This is a genomic window from Pseudescherichia sp., from assembly GCF_031979925.1.
Lineage (GTDB): Bacteria > Pseudomonadota > Gammaproteobacteria > Enterobacterales > Enterobacteriaceae > Pseudescherichia.
Genome location: NZ_DALZFB010000003.1, coordinates 348,548 through 366,023 on the forward strand (window position 1 = coordinate 348,548; position 17,476 = coordinate 366,023).

Annotated in this window: 17 protein-coding genes and 2 tRNA genes (1 of these 19 only partly in view); 2 read left to right on the top strand and 17 right to left on the bottom strand. The window is 57.7% G+C overall.

Annotated elements, in window-relative coordinates:
- Nucleotides 1–4 precede the first annotated feature (4 nt).
- From rlmH to leuS, 6 genes are all read right to left on the bottom strand, one after another.
- On the bottom strand, nt 5–472 hold the full coding sequence (gene rlmH, locus RTM13_RS07920; RefSeq protein ID WP_042392035.1) for a 23S rRNA (pseudouridine(1915)-N(3))-methyltransferase RlmH: 468 nt from the start codon (nt 470–472) through the stop codon (nt 5–7).
- Nucleotides 473–475: 3 nt separating this feature from the next.
- Entirely contained in the window at nt 476–793 is a 318-nt protein-coding gene (gene rsfS / locus RTM13_RS07925) for a ribosome silencing factor (RefSeq protein ID WP_144813677.1), read from the bottom strand.
- A 252-nt stretch (nt 794–1,045) separates the two neighbouring features.
- Nucleotides 1,046–1,687 (bottom strand): nicotinate-nucleotide adenylyltransferase, encoded by a 642-nt coding sequence (gene nadD, locus RTM13_RS07930; RefSeq protein ID WP_312211541.1) that lies wholly within the window; start codon nt 1,685–1,687, stop codon nt 1,046–1,048.
- A 1-nt stretch (nt 1,688) separates the two neighbouring features.
- Nucleotides 1,689–2,720, bottom strand: a complete 1,032-nt coding sequence (gene holA, locus RTM13_RS07935; RefSeq protein ID WP_312211543.1) for a DNA polymerase III subunit delta — start codon at nt 2,718–2,720, stop codon at nt 1,689–1,691.
- Nucleotides 2,720–3,289: an LPS assembly lipoprotein LptE gene (lptE, locus tag RTM13_RS07940; protein ID WP_312211545.1), complete on the bottom strand. Its 570-nt coding sequence runs from the start codon at nt 3,287–3,289 to the stop codon at nt 2,720–2,722. Before lptE ends, holA begins: the two co-directional genes overlap by 1 nt.
- 14 nt (nt 3,290–3,303) lie before the next feature.
- Complete coding sequence (gene leuS, locus RTM13_RS07945) at nt 3,304–5,886, bottom strand: leucine--tRNA ligase (protein WP_312211547.1); 2,583 nt, start codon at nt 5,884–5,886, stop codon at nt 3,304–3,306.
- 236 nt (nt 5,887–6,122) lie between these two features.
- Between leuS and RTM13_RS07950 the strand changes: the two genes are divergently transcribed.
- Entirely contained in the window at nt 6,123–6,605 is a 483-nt protein-coding gene (locus tag RTM13_RS07950; RefSeq protein ID WP_103819865.1) for a zinc ribbon-containing protein, read from the top strand.
- Nucleotides 6,606–6,746: 141 nt separating this feature from the next.
- On the opposite strand, the gene RTM13_RS07955 is transcribed toward RTM13_RS07950, so the two are convergent.
- From RTM13_RS07955 to miaB, 9 genes are all read right to left on the bottom strand, one after another.
- Entirely contained in the window at nt 6,747–7,472 is a 726-nt protein-coding gene (locus RTM13_RS07955) for an amino acid ABC transporter ATP-binding protein (protein ID WP_042392048.1), read from the bottom strand.
- Entirely contained in the window at nt 7,472–8,146 is a 675-nt protein-coding gene (gene gltK, locus RTM13_RS07960; RefSeq protein WP_042392050.1) for a glutamate/aspartate ABC transporter permease GltK, read from the bottom strand. The genes RTM13_RS07955 and gltK overlap by 1 nt, the downstream gene beginning before the upstream one ends.
- 2 nt (nt 8,147–8,148) lie before the next feature.
- Nucleotides 8,149–8,889 carry a glutamate/aspartate ABC transporter permease GltJ gene (gene gltJ, locus RTM13_RS07965; RefSeq protein WP_103819863.1) on the bottom strand — a complete coding sequence of 247 codons (741 nt, stop codon included), beginning with the start codon at nt 8,887–8,889 and terminating at the stop codon, nt 8,149–8,151.
- Nucleotides 8,890–9,061: 172 nt separating this feature from the next.
- Nucleotides 9,062–9,973, bottom strand: a complete 912-nt coding sequence (locus tag RTM13_RS07970) for an amino acid ABC transporter substrate-binding protein (protein WP_312211549.1) — start codon at nt 9,971–9,973, stop codon at nt 9,062–9,064.
- Nucleotides 9,974–10,344: 371 nt separating this feature from the next.
- The gene (gene lnt, locus RTM13_RS07975) at nt 10,345–11,886 is read right to left on the bottom strand and encodes an apolipoprotein N-acyltransferase (RefSeq protein ID WP_312211550.1); all 1,542 of its coding nucleotides are present in this window, start codon (nt 11,884–11,886) and stop codon (nt 10,345–10,347) included.
- Between the two features lie 22 nt (nt 11,887–11,908).
- On the bottom strand, nt 11,909–12,790 hold the full coding sequence (gene corC, locus RTM13_RS07980; protein WP_042392057.1) for a CNNM family magnesium/cobalt transport protein CorC: 882 nt from the start codon (nt 12,788–12,790) through the stop codon (nt 11,909–11,911).
- A gap of 80 nt (nt 12,791–12,870) precedes the next feature.
- Nucleotides 12,871–13,338, bottom strand: coding sequence for an rRNA maturation RNase YbeY (gene ybeY, locus RTM13_RS07985; protein ID WP_312211551.1), 468 nt, complete (start codon nt 13,336–13,338; stop codon nt 12,871–12,873).
- Nucleotides 13,335–14,387, bottom strand: coding sequence for a PhoH family protein (locus RTM13_RS07990; protein ID WP_312211552.1), 1,053 nt, complete (start codon nt 14,385–14,387; stop codon nt 13,335–13,337). The genes ybeY and RTM13_RS07990 overlap by 4 nt, the downstream gene beginning before the upstream one ends.
- 95 nt (nt 14,388–14,482) lie before the next feature.
- On the bottom strand, nt 14,483–15,907 hold the full coding sequence (gene miaB / locus RTM13_RS07995) for a tRNA (N6-isopentenyl adenosine(37)-C2)-methylthiotransferase MiaB (RefSeq protein WP_312211553.1): 1,425 nt from the start codon (nt 15,905–15,907) through the stop codon (nt 14,483–14,485).
- A gap of 140 nt (nt 15,908–16,047) precedes the next feature.
- On the opposite strand from miaB, the gene ubiF reads away from it, so the two are divergent.
- Nucleotides 16,048–17,223: a 3-demethoxyubiquinol 3-hydroxylase gene (gene ubiF / locus RTM13_RS08000; RefSeq protein ID WP_312211554.1), complete on the top strand. Its 1,176-nt coding sequence runs from the start codon at nt 16,048–16,050 to the stop codon at nt 17,221–17,223.
- An 86-nt stretch (nt 17,224–17,309) separates the two neighbouring features.
- On the opposite strand, the gene RTM13_RS08005 is transcribed toward ubiF, so the two are convergent.
- Together RTM13_RS08005 and RTM13_RS08010 are read right to left on the bottom strand one after the other, a co-directional pair.
- Nucleotides 17,310–17,384: transfer RNA gene (locus tag RTM13_RS08005), tRNA-Gln, on the bottom strand.
- Nucleotides 17,385–17,421: 37 nt separating this feature from the next.
- A tRNA-Gln gene (locus RTM13_RS08010) sits at nt 17,422–17,476 on the bottom strand; it runs 120 nt beyond the window's last position.

The following is a 17,476-nucleotide window of genomic DNA, read 5'->3' on the forward strand; positions in this document are numbered from 1 at the left end:
TTCGTTACTCACGGTGATAGGGATGGTTGGTCGTAATGCTCCATGCGCGATAGAGGCTTTCAGCCACCAGAACCCGGACCAGCGGGTGGGGGAGCGTTAACGCAGAGAGTGACCAACTTTGTTCTGCTGCCGCTTTGCAGGCGGGGGATAACCCTTCCGGACCGCCGATCAGCAGGCTGACGTCGCGTCCGTCCTGCTTCCAGCGCTCCAGCTCGATGGCCAGCTGCGGTGTATCCCAGGGTTTGCCTGGAATATCGAGGGTGACGATGCGGTTTTTTCCAGCCGCAGCGAGCATTAGCTCACCCTCTTTATCAAGGATACGTTTGATGTCGGCATTTTTGCCGCGCTTGCCGGCAGGGATCTCTACCAGCTCAAACGGCATATCTTTCGGAAATCGACGCAGATATTCAGTAAAGCCGGTTTGTACCCAGTCGGGCATTTTCGTGCCGACGGCGACCAGTTGCAGCTTCACCCATTAGCCCCAGAGTTTTTCCAGCTCGTAGAGACGGCGGCTCTCTTCCTGCATAACGTGGACAATGACATCGCCCAGATCGACTACGACCCAGTCGGCAACGTTTTCGCCCTCAACGCCGAACGGGATTAGACCCGCCGCGCGGGACTCTTGCACCACATGGTTGGCGATAGAGACAACGTGACGCGTGGAAGTACCGGTGCAGATGATCATGCAGTCGGTGATGCTTGATTTACCCTTAACATCTAAGGTGACGATGTCCTGACCTTTCAGGTCGTCAATTTTGTCGATAACAAAATCCTGGAGTGCTTTACCCTGCAAGTGTTCCCCCTGGGTGGATGCAAATAACGATAATCAATAGATAGTCAGCCAGTATACCTGAAACCCGGCCTTTTCGAGACAAGAGTTGCCCATATGTGTCTGAAAGTGGGCTATCATCCCACCCTCCGCACAAGATTGCATCGCCATTTTTGTAAAACAATTTCTATGGAACTGCTGCGGAGGGAAAAGTCTGGCAGCGGAGGATAGCAGTCTTGACGATCGTGTCAATCTCCTAATGTATTAATCGCAGGCTTAGCGGTACAGCCCCTGCTGCATAATGTAGTCGAGCACGGCAGGGGGGAGCAGATCGTCACAGGTGTGATTCTCCCGCAGTCGCTGACGAATTTGCGTGGCGGAGATATCAAACCACGGGGTCTGGGCGAGAAAAATCTTTCCGGCGGGCAGGGTATGCAGCGCCTGGATATCGGTAGTGAGATGCTGCTCCAGCCAGCGCTGATGCGTCGCATCGCGCATCTCCAGCGCATAGCCGGGGCGGCGGCAGACAATCAGATGGCAGGCGCTGAGGATGCTGTCGTAGCGGTACCAGGTCGGGAAGTTGAGCAGCGAGTCCTGGCCGATAATAAAGGCCAGCGGACGGGCAGGACCGCTCTCCTGACGCCATGCCTCCAGCGTTTCGGCCGAGTACGACGGCGTGTCGCGCTGTAACTCCCGCTCGTCGAGAGTAAACAGCGGGCGGTCGGCAATAGCCAGCGCCAGCATGGTTTTACGCTGCTGGCTGGAGGCCTCCGGCTGCGGACGATGCGGCGGCACGTTGTTTGGCATGATAATAACCCGGGCAAGGTTAATCGCCTCTGCCAGCGCCTCTACCGGTAAAAGGTGGCCGTAGTGAACGGGATCGAAGGTCCCGCCAAACAGGGCTTGCAGCTGATCCATCTCACCCCTCTATAAATACGTCTGCCAGCGTCTTATGACAGAGTAGCAGAGAGATCCCTTCCAGTTCGGCCCAGACCGACTGGCCGTAGTCCTGCTTAACCGTGAGTTCGGTACGACTCAGGAGGTGCACCGCCTGACGAAGTTGGTTATGGCTCAGGCGGTTTAGCGCCTCGGTGGTAACGGCGCGGCGGTTTTGCCATACCCGGTGCTTATCAAAAAGAGCGCGCAGCGGAGAATGCGCCATCTGGCGCTTTACGTTTAACAGCAGCAGTAGCTCACGTTGCAACGTACGCAGCAGGATCACCGGCTCGCTGGCCTCAAGCTTCAGCTGCTGCAAAATATGCAGGGCGCGTTTGCTCTTGCCCGCCAGCAGGGCATCTACCCAGTGGAAAGGGGTAAAGTGGGCGGCATCGTTCACCGCCTGCTCAACGCGTGGCAGAGTCAGTTTGCCGTCGGGCCAGAGGAGAGAGAGTCGATCCAGCGCCTGGGCCAGCGCCAGCAGGTTACCCTCATAGCAGTAGCAGAGCAGCTGGTTAGCCGCGTCATCAAGCTGCAAATTATGCTGTTTTGCGCGATTTGCGACCCAGCGTGGAAGCTGCGCCTGTTCCGGCGTCTGGCAGGTGACCAGTACGGATCGGTTCGCCAGTGCGGTAAACCAGGCGGAGTTCTCCTGCGCTTTGGTGAGCTTATTGCCCCGCACGATCAGCAGGAGATCGTCATGCAGGAGTCCGGTCAGGGTCACGAGCTGTTCATTGATAGTTGCATTCGGCCCGTTGTCCGGCAGCTGAAGCAGCAGCGTCTGGCGGCTGGCAAACAGGCTCATGGCCTGGCAGAGGGAGAAGAGCGCGGTCCAGTCGGTGCTGGCATCGAGAGCAACGGTGTGGTGTTCATCAAAGCCCTGGGCTGCGGCCGCCTGGCGCACCGCATCCTGGCTCTCCTGAAGCAGCAACGGATCGTTGCCTAGCAGCAGATACGCCGCGCGCAGCCCTTCATTGAGCTGCGCGCGGAGCTGTTCAGGGTACAGCTTTAACATCAGTTACCCAGCGTCGTGGAGACGCGAGAGGAGGTTGCTTCCGCTTTGGCTTCCGCAATCTTCTCCTGCTTCTCTGCCGTTTGCACGCTTGGCAGCTGACGGATCAGCTGTTGGGCAGCTTTATCGTACATCTCCGCAACGATCATCTCCTGCTCGGCATCTTTCGCCAGCGCGGTCTGCGGGTTATCGAAGAATGAACGATAAACTTTGGTATGCAGCGGATAGATCCCCTGACCCGGGATCAGCACCGTCGCCTGGACACTCATTACCATCTGGTACTCAGCCGTACGGCCGTCGCGGAAGATGGAGGCGGTGTCCTGGCTAACGGTTGATGTACCCAGACGCAGGGAGGGCACATCCTGACGTATGGAGCTTTTCTCTACCAGCGTCACGCCGTTCAGACGCAGCTGCGCTCGTACCGCGCGGCTTAGCGGACCGTTTGGATCTGCCGAGTCGAAAATCATGGTTTTCATCTCGTCAGGGATAGCTGAGCTATTGCGCAGGTGCCAGCCACATCCGGCGGTGACCAGCACCGCCAATGACAACAGTAATGTTGTTAGTAATCGCACGCTTCCTCCTGCGCTTAGCCAACGACCAGATTGAGCAGCTTACCTGCAACGTAAATCACTTTACGTACGGTAACGCCATCAAGATATTTTGCTACCAGCGGCTCCTGCGCCGCACGTTCGCGCACCTGCTCTTCGCTGGCATCGACCGGCACGGTGATTTTACCGCGTACTTTACCGTTCACCTGTACGACAACCAGGGTAGTGTTCTCGACCATCGCCTGCTCATCCGCTACCGGCCACGGCGCGTTGTCGATATCGCCTTCGCCTTTCAGCTCCTGCCAGAGGGTGAAGCAGGCATGCGGGGTGAACGGGTTGAGCATACGCACTACCGCCAGCAGCGCTTCCTGCATCAGGGCGCGATCCTGCTCGCCTTCCAGCGGCGCTTTCGCCAGCTTGTTCATCAGCTCCATGATCGCCGCAATGGCGGTGTTGAAGGTCTGACGGCGGCCGATATCATCGGTTACTTTGGCAATGGTTTTATGCACGTCACGGCGCAGCGCCTGCTGATCTTCGCTCAGCGCAGCAACGTCCAGCGCCGGAGCGTCGCCCTGGGAGGTGTGCTCGTAGACCAGTTTCCAGACGCGCTTCAGGAAGCGGTTTGCCCCTTCAACGCCGGACTCCTGCCACTCGAGGGTCATATCCGCCGGCGAGGCGAACATCATAAACAGACGCACGGTATCCGCGCCGTAGCGCTCGACCATCTCCTGCGGATCGATGCCGTTGTTTTTCGACTTGGACATCTTGCTCATGCCGGTATAGACCAGCTCATGACCCGCCGCGTCCTGTGCTTTCACAATGCGGCCTTTCTCATCGCGCTCAACGATGGCCTCTTTCGGGGAGACCCAGTTACGCTCGCCGTTTACGCCCACGTAGTAGAAGGCATCTGCCAGCACCATGCCCTGGCAGAGCAGCTGCTTGGCTGGCTCGTCAGAGTTCACCATGCCTGCGTCGCGCATCAGCTTGTGGAAGAAGCGGAAGTAGAGCAGATGCATGATGGCGTGTTCGATCCCGCCGATGTAGATATCAACCGGCAGCCAGTAGTTGGCGGCGTTCGGATCCAGCATCCCCTCGTTGTACTGCGGGCAGGTGTAGCGCGCATAGTACCAGGAGGACTCCATAAAAGTGTCGAAGGTGTCAGTTTCACGCAGCGCAGGCTGGCCGTTGACGGTAGTCTTCGCCCACTCGGGATCGGCTTTGATCGGGCTGGTAATGCCGTCCATGACCACATCTTCCGGCAGGATCACCGGCAGCTGGTCTTCCGGAGTTGGCAGCACGGTGCCGTCTTCCAGGGTCACCATCGGGATGGGTGCGCCCCAGTAGCGTTGGCGGGAGACGCCCCAGTCGCGCAGGCGGTAGTTGACCTTACGCTCGCCAACGCCGTTAGCGGCCAGCTTGTCGGCAATGGCGTTAAACGCGGCCTCAAAGTTCAGACCGTCAAACTCACCGGAGTTAAACAGCACGCCTTTTTCGGTCAGCGCCTGGGCGCTGAGATCCGGCTCGGTGCCGTCGGCTGCAAGGATAACTGGCTTGATCTCTAAACCATATTTCGTGGCAAACTCATAGTCGCGCTGGTCGTGGCCCGGAACGGCCATTACTGCGCCGGTGCCGTACTCCATCAGCACGAAGTTCGCTGCCCAGACCGGGATAGCTTCGCCGGTCAGCGGGTGAATAGCACGCACGCCGGTGTCGACGCCTTTCTTCTCCATGGTCGCCATGTCTGCTTCGGCAACCTTGGTGTTGCGGCATTCGGCAATGAAGTCGCCCAGCGCCGGGTTATAGGCCGCCGCCTGGGTGCTCAGCGGGTGGCCCGCGGCAACCGCCAGGTAGGTGACGCCCATAAAGGTGTCAGGACGGGTGGTGTAGACGGTCAGCTTGTCGTCGCTGTTCTCAACGTCGAAGGTGATCTCCACGCCTTCAGAGCGGCCGATCCAGTTGCGCTGCATGGTCTTAACGGTGTCCGGCCACTGATCCATATGATCCAGATCGTTCAGCAGTTCGTCAGCGTAGGCGGTGATTTTGATAAACCACTGCGGGATCTCTTTACGCTCAACCTTGGTGTCGCAGCGCCAGCAGCAGCCGTCGATCACCTGCTCGTTAGCCAGCACGGTCTGGTCATTCGGGCACCAGTTCACCGCCGATGTCTTCTTATAGACCAGGCCTTTCTTATACAGCTCGGTAAAGAACTTCTGCTCCCAGCGGTAGTATTCCGGGGTGCAGGTTGCCAGCTCGCGGCTCCAGTCATAGCCAAAGCCCAGCATCTTGAGCTGGTTTTTCATGTAGTTGATATTGTCGTAGGTCCACGGGGCGGGCGCGGTGTTGTTCTTCACCGCCGCACCTTCAGCCGGCAGGCCAAACGCATCCCAGCCGATAGGCTGCAGCACGTTTTTACCCAGCATGCGCTGATAGCGGGAGATCACATCGCCGATGGTGTAGTTACGCACGTGGCCCATGTGTAGCCGGCCAGAAGGATAGGGAAGCATAGAGAGGCAGTAATACTTCTCTTTGCTCTCATCTTCAGTGACTTCAAATGTGCGCTTCTCTTCCCAGTGAAGCTGGACTTTGGATTCTATCTCTTCCGGGCGGTATTGCTCTTGCATGGCAGCCAGTGGTCCTGTTTTCAATACAGCTACAAGCGTAGCATTAAGATGTGGTGTGTAAGATCCGCATAGCATAGCCCAAACGCCAGTCTCAAAACAGCCTTTCGCGCTGACGGCGGTGAAAAGGGCTGGCGGGCATTATTGCATGAATTTACACAGGCTGTGCCCAGGGTAGCAAAGCGGTGGGAAAATAAGGTCTATTATTAGAAGACGTTACCCAGCCCGGAGGCGAAAGGATGAACAAGGTTGCTCAATATTATCGTGAACAGGTTGCAACGCTGACCGAGCGTTTGCGCAGTGGCGATCGGGATATCGATGCGCTGGTAGAGCAGGCGCGGCTGCGCGTCACCCAGACGGGCGAGTTAACGCCAACCGAGGTCGAGGAGCTGACGCGCGCCCTGCGTCGCGATCTCGAAGAGTTTGCCCGCAGCTATAACGAGAGCCAGGGGGAGGTCACCGACAGCGTGTTTATGCGGGTGATAAAAGAGAGCCTGTGGCAGGAGCTGGCGGACATTACCGATAAAACCCAGCTGGAGTGGCGCGAGGTGTTTCAGGATCTGAACCATCACGGAGTCTACCACAGCGGTGAAGTCGTAGGGCTGGGGAACTTGGTCTGTGAGAAGTGCCACTATCACCTGGCGGTCTACACCCCGGATGCGCTGCCGCTCTGCCCGAAGTGCGGCCATGACCAGTTTCAGCGTCGACCATTTGAGCCGTAATGAAGGTTGTAACGCCCGGTGGGCACGGTGCCAGGTGTAGGCCCGGTAAGCGTAGCGCCACCGGGCGTTTATTGGCTGATGTTATGCCGGGCGGCACTGCGTTTGCCCGGCCTACAAATAGCGGCGATACCCGATACTGACTTAGTGCAGAATCTTGGCGAGGAAATCTTTCGCGCGTTCGGATTTCGGGTTGGCGAAGAAATCCTCTTTGGCCGAGTCCTCGACGATCTTGCCTTCATCCATAAAGATCACGCGTGTCGCCACCTTGCGCGCAAAGCCCATCTCGTGCGTGACCACCATCATGGTCATCCCCTCCTGAGCCAGCTCAACCATGACGTCCAGCACCTCGTTGATCATCTCGGGATCGAGCGCCGAAGTCGGTTCGTCAAACAGCATCGCCACCGGATCCATGCACAGGGCGCGGGCAATGGCCACGCGCTGCTGCTGGCCACCGGAGAGCTGGGCCGGGAACTTATCGGCGTGGGCGGAAAGCCCGACGCGCTCCAGCAGCTTGAGACCTTTCTCCCGCGCCGCCGCCTTGTTGCGCTTCAGTACTTTCACCTGGGCAAGGGTCAGGTTTTCGATAATCGACAGATGTGGGAAGAGTTCAAAGTGCTGAAACACCATCCCAACGTGGGAGCGTAGCTCGGCAAGATTGGTTTTCTTATCGGTCACCTTGGTGCCGTTTACCAAAATTTCACCCTGCTGCACTGGCTCCAGGCCGTTGACGGTTTTGATCAGCGTAGACTTACCGGAGCCGGACGGCCCGCAGACCACTACCACTTCACCTTTTTTCACTTCCGTGGAGCAGTCGGTCAGCACCTGAAAGTGACCATACCATTTTGAAACGTTTTTCAGGGAAATCATTAAACTGTCCTTTTCTTCAGATAGCTGACCAACAGTGAAGCACTGAGACTAATTGCAAAATAGACCACGCCGGCAAAGAGGATCATCTCCACCTGAGTACCATCACGCTCACCGATGGTGGAGGCGGTACGGAAGAAGTCTGCCAGGCTGAGTACGTACACCAGCGAGGTATCCTGGAACAGGACGATCCCCTGGGTGAGCAGCAGCGGCACCATGGCACGGAAGGCCTGCGGCAGGATGATAAGCTTCATCGACTGCCAGTGGGTCATCCCGAGGGCTAGCGCCGCACTCGACTGCCCGCGCGAGATGCTCTGGATACCGGCGCGGATAATCTCTGAGTAGTAGGCCGCTTCAAACATCGAGAAGGCCACCATTGCTGAGATCAGGCGGATATCGGTGGTAGGTGACAGGCCGAGCACGTTTTGCAGCAGCCCCGGCACAATCAGGTAGAACCACAGCAGCACCATCACCAGCGGGATAGAGCGGAACACGTTGACGTAGGCGGTGGCGAACCAGGCGAGCGGCTTAAAGCTCGACAGGCGCAGCACCGCCAGGATGGTGCCCCAGACGATGCCGACCAGCACCGCAGTAATAGTAATTTTCAGCGTGATGACCAGCCCGTCCAGCAGGTAGGGCATCGCCGGGAGAATGGAACTCCAGTCAAACTCATACATCGTTATTTGCTCCCCATATTGCCCGGCAGGCGAACTTTACGTTCTACCAGATTCATCACCAGCATAATGAAGGCGTTAATCAGCACGTAGGCGAGGGTGATCGCGGTAAAGGATTCCCAGGCGTGGGCGGAGTAGTCCAGCAGCTTGCCCGCCTGCGCGGCCATATCCACCAGCCCGATGGTCGAGGCGATGGCGGAGTTTTTCACCAGGTTCATCATCTCGGAGGTCATCGGCGGCACAATCACGCGGTAGGCGTTTGGCAGCAGCACATAGCGGTAGGTCTGCGGCAGCGTCAGCCCCATCGCCAGACCGGCGTTCTTCTGCCCGCGCGGCAGCGACTGAATGGCCGCCCGCACCTGCTCACAGACGCGCGCCGCGGTAAACAGCCCGAGGCAGATCATCGATGAGAGGAAGAACTGAATATTCGGGTCGAGTTCCGCCTTGAACCACATGCCGAGATCCTCCGGCAGCAGTTCAGGCACCACTAAGTACCAGGTAAAGAACTGCACGATCAGCGGAACGTTACGGAATAGCTCAACGTAAAGGGTACCGATCCCGGAGAGGAAACGGTTGGGCACGGTGCGGAGAATACCGAACAGCGAGCCGACAAGAAATGCGATGATCCAGGCGGTAATCGACAGCGCGACCGTGACCTGAAAACCGCTCCACAGCCAGCCTAAATAGGTGGTGTTGCCGAACGGGGCCTGCTGCAGAAAAATACCCCAGTTCCAGTCTATTGACATACATGTACCTCAGAAAAAAAAGGGTAGCATCGCTACCCTCGAAGATTGGTGAGAAGCTTTACGCACCTTTTTATGCGTAAGCGTCGCGCCGGATGGGGGAACGACCCTCCAGCGTCTAGTCTGTCCGTGCTTCCCGTCAATCGAGAGGGCGATAATCGCCCTGTGTTTCTAGTTAGTTAAGTGCTTTATCGTTCGGCGTTTTGAACAGGGTCTGCATCTCGTCAGAGAGCTCAAAGTTCATGTTCAGGTTTTTCGGCGGAATTGGGTTTTTGAACCACTTATCAAACCACTTCGCCGCTTCGCCGGAGGTCTGCGCCTGGGCGATGGTGTCATCCATCAGCTTTTTGAACTGCGGATCGTCTTTACGCAGCATACAGCCGTAGGCCTCTTCAGACTGCGGCTTGCCAACGATCTCCCAGTTGTCCGGCTTCTTCGCCTTCGCACGTTCACCCGCCAGCAGGGCGTCATCCATCATAAAGGCCACCGCACGACCGCTCTCCAGGGTACGGAAGGAGTCGCCGTGATCTTTCGCGCTGATGATGCGCATATCCATCTTCTGCTCGTCGTTCAGCTTGTGCAGCAGCACCTCAGAGGTAGTACCGGAGGTGACCACTACCGCTTTACCTTTCAGGTCCGGGAAGTCCTTAATGTCGCCGCCTTTTTTCGCCAGCAGGCGGGTGCCGACCACGAAAATGGTGTTAGAGAAGGCAGCCTGCTTCTGGCGCTCGAGGTTGTTGGTAGTAGAGCCGCACTCGAAATCAAAGGTGCCGTTCTGCAGCAGCGGAATACGGTTCTGGGAGGTGATCGGGATCAGCTTGACCTGCAGATCGGGTTTGTTCAGCTGTTTTTTAACGGCTTCAACGATCGCGTTGGAGTAGTCCTGTGAGTAGCCGACAACTTTCTGCTGGTTGTCATAGTAAGAGAACGGGACGGAAGACTCACGGTGGCCGACCACGATCACGCCGTTTTTGGCAATTTTATCGAGCGTGCTGCCAGCTGCTGGCGCGGCTGCATCTTCGGCATGTGCCAGACCGGCGCTCATTCCCACTAACAGCATCGCCGCGGTCAGTTTACGTAATTGCATATCCAACTCCTTCATCATCAGCGCCAGGGACGCATTGATACCCAGTGTGTGTGTTTGTGTTGTTATATCCTGCAGCACAAGCATGCAGTGTTATGCGTGTTTGTTAACATTTAGTGTGGCTTGGTGTAAACATTTTGCTGCTTTATTGTTTAGTTTTGCGAAGCGCACCGCACCATTTCGAGGCAGAAAACGCCGATTGCACTTTTTTAGTGCTTCAGGTGTTCACTGCTGGTGCACCGTTATGGCGCATCGGCAAAAATCCGCAGCTGCCTGATATTATTAAGCAATTGCTGTGCCAGGTTGGGATATGCAGAAGGGGTTATGAAGGAGTAGGCCCGGCAAGCGAAGTGCCGCCGGGCAATGAGAAAGGATTATTTAACGCGACGCTGACGCAGGCTCATCATCACCGCGCCAAAGCCGAACAGCGCGGTAAGGATCCACAGCGGCCAGCTGCCGGTACGGGCGTACGGCGTCAGGCCGGTGGTCGGCGTTACGTTGGTAGTCAGCACCTGGCGGGTAAACTGCGGCAGCATCGCCTGAATCTCACCCTGCGGACCGATCACGGCGGTAATGCCGTTATTGGTGCTGCGCAGCAGCGGACGCGCCAGCTCCAGAGAGCGCATCCGCGCCATCTGGAAGTGCTGCCACGGGCCGATGGACTTACCGAACCATGCATCGTTGGAGATAGTCAGCAGGAAGTCGGTGTTCGGGCGGAAGTTATCCCGCACCTGCTCGCCGAGGATGATCTCATAGCAGATGGCCGGGGTCAGCTCAAAGCCGTGGGCCGAGAGCTGGGGCTGTACGTAGGGACCACGACTGAACGAGGACATCGGCAGATCGAAGAACGGGGCCAGCGGGCGCAGAATAGACTCCAGCGGCACGAACTCGCCAAACGGCACCAGATGGTTTTTGTTGTAGCGATTCGTGGAGTTGTAGTTATACGCGCTCCCTTTGCCCAGCGTAATGATGGTGTTGTAGGTGTCGTAGCGGTTCTGCTTGTTCAGACGCGCGTCAACGATGCCGGTGATCAGCGTCGTGTCCTTCGCCCGCAGCAGATCGTCCATCGTGCTTAAGAAGCGCTGCTGGTTGATCTCCAGATCCGGAATGGCTGACTCCGGCCAGATAATCAGCTGCGACTTGCCCATCTCCCGCTCGGTAGCGTCGAGATAGATATTCAGCGTATTCTCCAGCTGCCCCTCATCCCACTTCAGGGACTGCGGTATATTGCCCTGCACCAGAGAGACCTGGGTAGTGCGCTCCGTAACCGGGGTAAACCACTGGATGTAGCGCAGCGGGAAGGGGAGGGCAAAGAGCACCACCGCTACCGCCAGGGTGCGCCAGCTGCGGTGAGTCGCCGCCAGCACCAGCAGGCCGCTGACCACCATCAACAGGAAGTTAATCGCCTCGACGCCCATCACCGGGGCCAGCCCCTTCAGCGGGCCGTCAATCTGGCTGTAGCCAAACTGCAGCCACGGGAAGCCGGTCAGCACCCAGCCGCGCAGGAACTCGGTGAGCTGCCAGACCACCGGCGCAGCGATGGCCATGCGGATAACGTTAGTACGCGGCCAGAGACGGGAGAGGATCCCGGCGAACAGGCCGGTATAGAGCGACAGATAGGCCGCCAGCAGCACCACGAGAAAGACGTTGACCGGCCCTGGCATGCCGCCAAACTGGGCGATACTGACGTAGACCCAGTTAATTCCGGTGCCAAAGAGGCCGAATCCCCATGCATAGCCAATCGCCGCCGCCTGGAGCGGGCGACGGTTAAGCGTCAGCCCCTGCAGGCCGATAAGGGAGATAAGCGCGGCGGGCCAGAAGTCATAAGGAGAAAAAGCCAGCGTTCCGCTGGCTCCGAATAACAGCGCCAGCAGCAGACGTACGCGCTGACGCTCAAGCAGTGAGGCAAATACCATTTACGTTACTCGTCCAGGTGAATTACTCGTCCAGTTTAGGCTGCGCTGCGTCTTCTGGCATTTTTACGTGAACCTGAATAATACGACGGCTGTCGGCCATGGCAACCTTGAACTGGTAACCATCGATATCGATAGATTCGCCCCGCGCTGGCAGATGGCCAAAGGCCTGCATCACCAGCCCGCCGATGGTATCCACCTCTTCATCGCTGAAGTGGGTCCCAAAGGACTCATTGAAGTCTTCAATAGAGGCCAGAGCGCGTACCGTCCAGGTGTGACGGCTCAGCTGGCGGAAATCGATATCTTCCTCTTCGTCGTACTCATCTTCAATTTCGCCGACGATAAGCTCAAGAATATCTTCGATGGTCACGAGTCCCGAGACGCCGCCAAACTCATCAATAACGATCGCCATATGGTAGCGCTGTGAGCGGAACTCTTTCAGCATCCGGTCGACCCGTTTGCTCTCCGGGACGACAACCGCCGGACGGAGCACTTTTTCCATGCTGAAGGCTTCGGCATCGCTGCGCATAAAGGGCAGCAGATCCTTGGCCATCAAAATCCCTTCGATGTGATCCTTATCTTCGCTAATCACCGGGAAGCGGGAGTGGGCAGACTCGATAATGACGTCGAGGCACTCATCCAGCGTCTGGTTACGTTTCAGGGTGATCATCTGCGAGCGGGGGATCATGATGTCGCGAACGCGCTGGTCGGCAATATCCATTACCCCTTCCAGCATGTCGCGCGTATCTTCGTCGATAAGCTCGTTCTGCCCGGAGTCACGGATCAGCGCCAGAAGTTCGTCACGGTTTTTGGGTTCGCCGTGAAAGAGCTGGCTCAGTAAGAGGGAGAAAAATCCCTTTTTGCTGCTGTTAAGGGGGTCGCTACTATGTGAATTGTCGTCGCTCATGGCGTCGTATGGGTTCTCATGTTAATAAATGTGTTGTCCGGCGCGTGAACTCAGCGCCAGACGGCTCAGAAGTAGCCAGGCTACTCCTTCTCGGCAATGTACGGATCCTCATAGCCCAGAGCAAGCATTATCTCTGTTTCCAGGCTCTCCATCTCTTCGGCCTCGTCATCTTCAATATGATCGTAGCCCAGTAGGTGCAGACTGCCATGCACCACCATGTGCGCCCAGTGCGCCTCCAGCGGCTTCTCCTGCTCGCGGGCCTCCTGCTCTACCACCTGACGGCAGATGATCAGGTCGCCGAGCAGCGGCAGCTCGATGCCCGGCGGGGCCTCAAACGGGAACGAGAGCACGTTGGTAGGCTTGTCCTTGCCGCGGTAGGTCAGGTTAAGTTCGTGGCTCTCCGCCTCGTCCACGAGGCGGATGGTCACTTCGGACTCCTCCTGAAACTGCGGGATAACCGCGTTCAGCCAGCCCTGAAACTGTGCTTCTTCTGGCAGGCCGCTCGCGTCATCACACGCCAGCTGTAAATCGAGGATTACCGAACTCATTTTTGCTCATGCTCCTGCTGCTGGGCTTCGCGCTTGCGCTCGGCGGCCAGCTCGGCTTTACGTTTCTGCTCTGTCTCTTCCCACGCCTCATAGGCGGTCACGATGCGGGCAACCACCGGGTGGCGTACCACGTCCTCGCTGTGGAAGAAGTTAAAGCTAATTTCATCGACCTCTGCCAGCACTTCAATGGCGTGGCGCAGGCCGGACTTGGTGCTGCGCGGCAGGTCAACCTGGGTGATATCCCCGGTGATCACCGCTTTCGAGTTAAAGCCGATACGCGTCAGGAACATCTTCATCTGTTCGATGGTGGTGTTCTGGCTCTCATCGAGAATGATAAAGGCGTCGTTGAGCGTACGGCCACGCATGTAGGCCAGCGGCGCAACTTCAATCACGTTACGCTCCATCAGCTTCTCGACCTTCTCAAAGCCCAGCATCTCAAACAGGGCGTCGTAGAGCGGACGCAGATAGGGGTCAACCTTCTGGCTCAGATCGCCTGGAAGGAAGCCGAGCTTCTCACCAGCTTCCACCGCCGGACGGGTCAGCAGAATACGGCGGATCTCCTGGCGCTCAAGGGCATCAACCGCGGCGGCGACGGCGAGGTAGGTTTTCCCTGTCCCGGCCGGCCCAATGCCGAAGGTGATGTCATGATCGAGAATATTGGCAATATACTGCGCCTGGTTTGGCGTACGCGGTTTGATGACTCCGCGCTTGGTTTTGATAGTGACCGCTTTGCCATACTCCGGCACGCTCTCGGCGCTCTGCTCCAGCACGCGGGCTTCTTTGATTGCCAGATGGATCTGTTCGGGTTCAATATCCTGGGTTTGGCCGCGCATCGGGGCGGTATCAACATAGAGGCTGCGCAGAATATCTGCGGCGGCGTTCACGCTAATCGTACGTCCGGTGAGTTTAAAGTGGCTATCGCGGCGGTTAATTTCGATGCCCAGTCGACGTTCAAGCTGTTTGATATTGTCGTCAAACGGGCCGCATAAACTCAGCAGACGGGCATTGTCAGCTGGTTCAAGGGTGATTTCACGGGTTTCAGTATTCAATCGATTCCTCTTTTACCTGACTGGCCGGATGGAATAGAGATATGGGGACGATGGGCGGAAAAAACAAGGCCTGCCGGAGGGGCAGGCCGGGGGGATCAGGGCTGGTAGAGACCGACGCCCAGTTCGTTCTCTTTACGGGTGCGGGCAATGACCGATTCCGGCGTTTCGGTTACGCGCAGGCCCATCTCCGCTTCGGTGCGCACGACTTTACCGCGCAATGAATTAGTATAGACATCGGTGATCTCGACGTCCACGAACTTGCCGATCATCTCCGGGGTGCCCTCGAAGTTCACCACACGGTTGTTCTCGGTACGGCCGGACAGCTCCATAATGCTCTTACGGGAGGTGCCCTCCACCAGAATACGCTGGGTGGTGCCGATCATTCTGCGGCTCCAGGCCATCGCCTGCTGGTTGATGCGCTCCTGAAGAATGTAGAGACGCTGCTTCTTATCCTCTTCCGGCACGTCATCAACCATATCAGCGGCCGGGGTGCCTGGACGGGCAGAGAAGATAAAGCTATAGCTCACATCGAAGTTGACCTCGGCGATCAGCTTCATGGTCTGCTCGAAGTCCTGGGTGGTTTCACCCGGGAAGCCGACGATAAAGTCGGAGCTGATCTGGATATCCGGACGCGCCGCGCGCAGCTTACGGATAATCGCTTTATACTCCAGCGCGGTATGGGTCCGGCCCATCAGGTTCAGGACGCGATCCGCGCCGCTCTGTACCGGCAGGTGCAGGAAGCTCACCAGCTCCGGCGTATCGCGGTAAACCTCAATGATATCGTCGGTGAACTCAATCGGGTGGCTGGTGGTAAAGCGGATGCGGTCGATACCGTCAATGGCGGCCACCAGGCGCAGCAGCTCGGCAAACGAGCCGGTGGTGCCGTCGTAGTTCTCACCTCGCCAGGCGTTAACGTTCTGGCCGAGCAGGTTAACCTCACGCACGCCCTGCGCCGCCAGCTGGGCGATCTCAAACAGGATGTCGTCGCACGGACGGCTGACCTCTTCACCACGGGTGTAGGGCACCACGCAGTAGGTACAGTATTTATTGCAGCCTTCCATGATAGAGACGAAGGCGGTCGGCCCGTCGGCACGCGGCTCCGGCAGGCGGTCAAACTTTTCGATCTCCGGGAAGCTGATATCGACAATCGGACTGCGGTTGCCACGCACGGAGTTGATCATCTCCGGCAGGCGGTGCAGGGTCTGCGGCCCAAAAACGATGTCGACGCAGCGGGCGCGCTGGCGAATAAGATCGCCCTCCTGGGAGGCGACGCAGCCGCCGACGCCAATAATCAGATCGGGGTTCTTCTCTTTCAGGAGCTTCCAGCGTCCAAGCAGATGGAATACCTTCTCCTGAGCCTTCTCGCGGATAGAGCAGGTGTTAAGCAGCAGTAAATCCGCCTCTTCCGCCACGTCGGTCAACTGATAGCCGTGAGTAGCATCCAGCAGATCGGCCATCTTCGATGAATCGTACTCGTTCATCTGACAGCCCCAGGTTTTAATATGGAGTTTTTTGGTCATCGACTTGCTCTATTAAACGCGAGGATTTCAGGCCGCGTATTGTAATGCTTTGGTCGGGCGCTGACCATAGTTCATCTCCCGACCCCATAAAATCGAAAATCCTGTAAACTTAAAGGAATTATAAATAAGGACAATTGACCATGGTAAATCAACCAACTGAAGTAGCCGTAGTTGGCGGCGGTATGGTCGGCGGCGCGCTGGCGCTTGGCCTGGCGCAGCATGGTTTTGCGGTAACGGTAATCGAGCAGGCCGCACCCCCTGCGTTTGACGCCAGTATAGCGCCAGACGTACGCATTTCTGCGATAAGCACCGCATCTGTGGCACTGCTGCGCGGGCTGGGCGTCTGGGACAGCGTGTTGGCGATGCGCTGCCATCCCTGGCGCAGGCTGGAGACTTGGGAGTGGGAGAACGCCCACGTGGTCTTTGACGCCAGCGATCTTAAGCTGCCGCACCTCGGTTATATGGTTGAGAATAACGTGCTGCAACGTGCGCTGTGGGACGCGCTTGAGGCCCATCCGCAGGTGACGCTGCGCGCCCCGGCGATGCTTAAGGCGATGCACTGCCGCGGCCATCAGCATGAGCTGGTGTTTGACAATGACGAGACGCTGCTGGCAAAGCTGGTGATTGGTGCAGACGGCGCAAACTCGCAGGTGCGACAGTGGGCGGGGATTGGCGTTCACGCCTGGCAGTATCAGCAGTCCTGTATGCTAATCACCGTTGAGTGTGAAAAGGATCCGGGTGACAGCACCTGGCAGCAGTTTACTCCGCACGGACCGCACGCCTTCCTGCCGCTGTTCGATCGCTGGGCGTCACTGGTGTGGTACGACACCCCGGCGCGCATTCGCCAGCTGCGCACCCTGACCATGCCGCAGCTGCAAAGAGAGATTGAGAAGTTCTTCCCGGCGCGGCTGGGCAAGGTAACGCCGGTTGCTGCCGGAGCCTTCCCGCTGACCCGCCGCCACGCTTTACAGTATGTGAAGCCGGGGCTGGCGCTGGTGGGTGACGCCGCCCACACGATCCACCCGCTGGCGGGGCAGGGGGTGAACCTTGGCTATCGCGACGTAGATGCGCTGCTGGAGGTGTTGACGACTGCGCGCAGCCAGGGCGAGGAGTGGGCCAGCCAGCGCGTGCTTAAGCGCTACCAGACGCGGCGGATGATGGACAACTATATTATGCAGAGCGGCATGGATCTCTTCTATGCCGGATTTAGCAATAACCTCGGTCCGCTGCGCGTGCTGCGCAACATGGGGCTGATGGCCGCCCAGCGCGCCGGGATGCTGAAAACGCAGGCGCTGAAGTATGCGCTAGGCCTGTAACGTTGATGCCGGGGCAGCCCGGCATAATAATTTGCTCAAAGCACAAAAACAAAAAAGCCCGCCGAAGCGAGCTTTTTTGTTTTATGTGGCTGGGGTACGAGGATTCGAACCTCGGAATGCTGGAATCAGAATCCAGTGCCTTACCGCTTGGCGATACCCCAACAGGGTGCGTTCACTTACGCAAACGTCTTTTGAAATTGGCTGGGGTACGAGGATTCGAACCTCGGAATGCTGGAATCAGAATCCAGTGCCT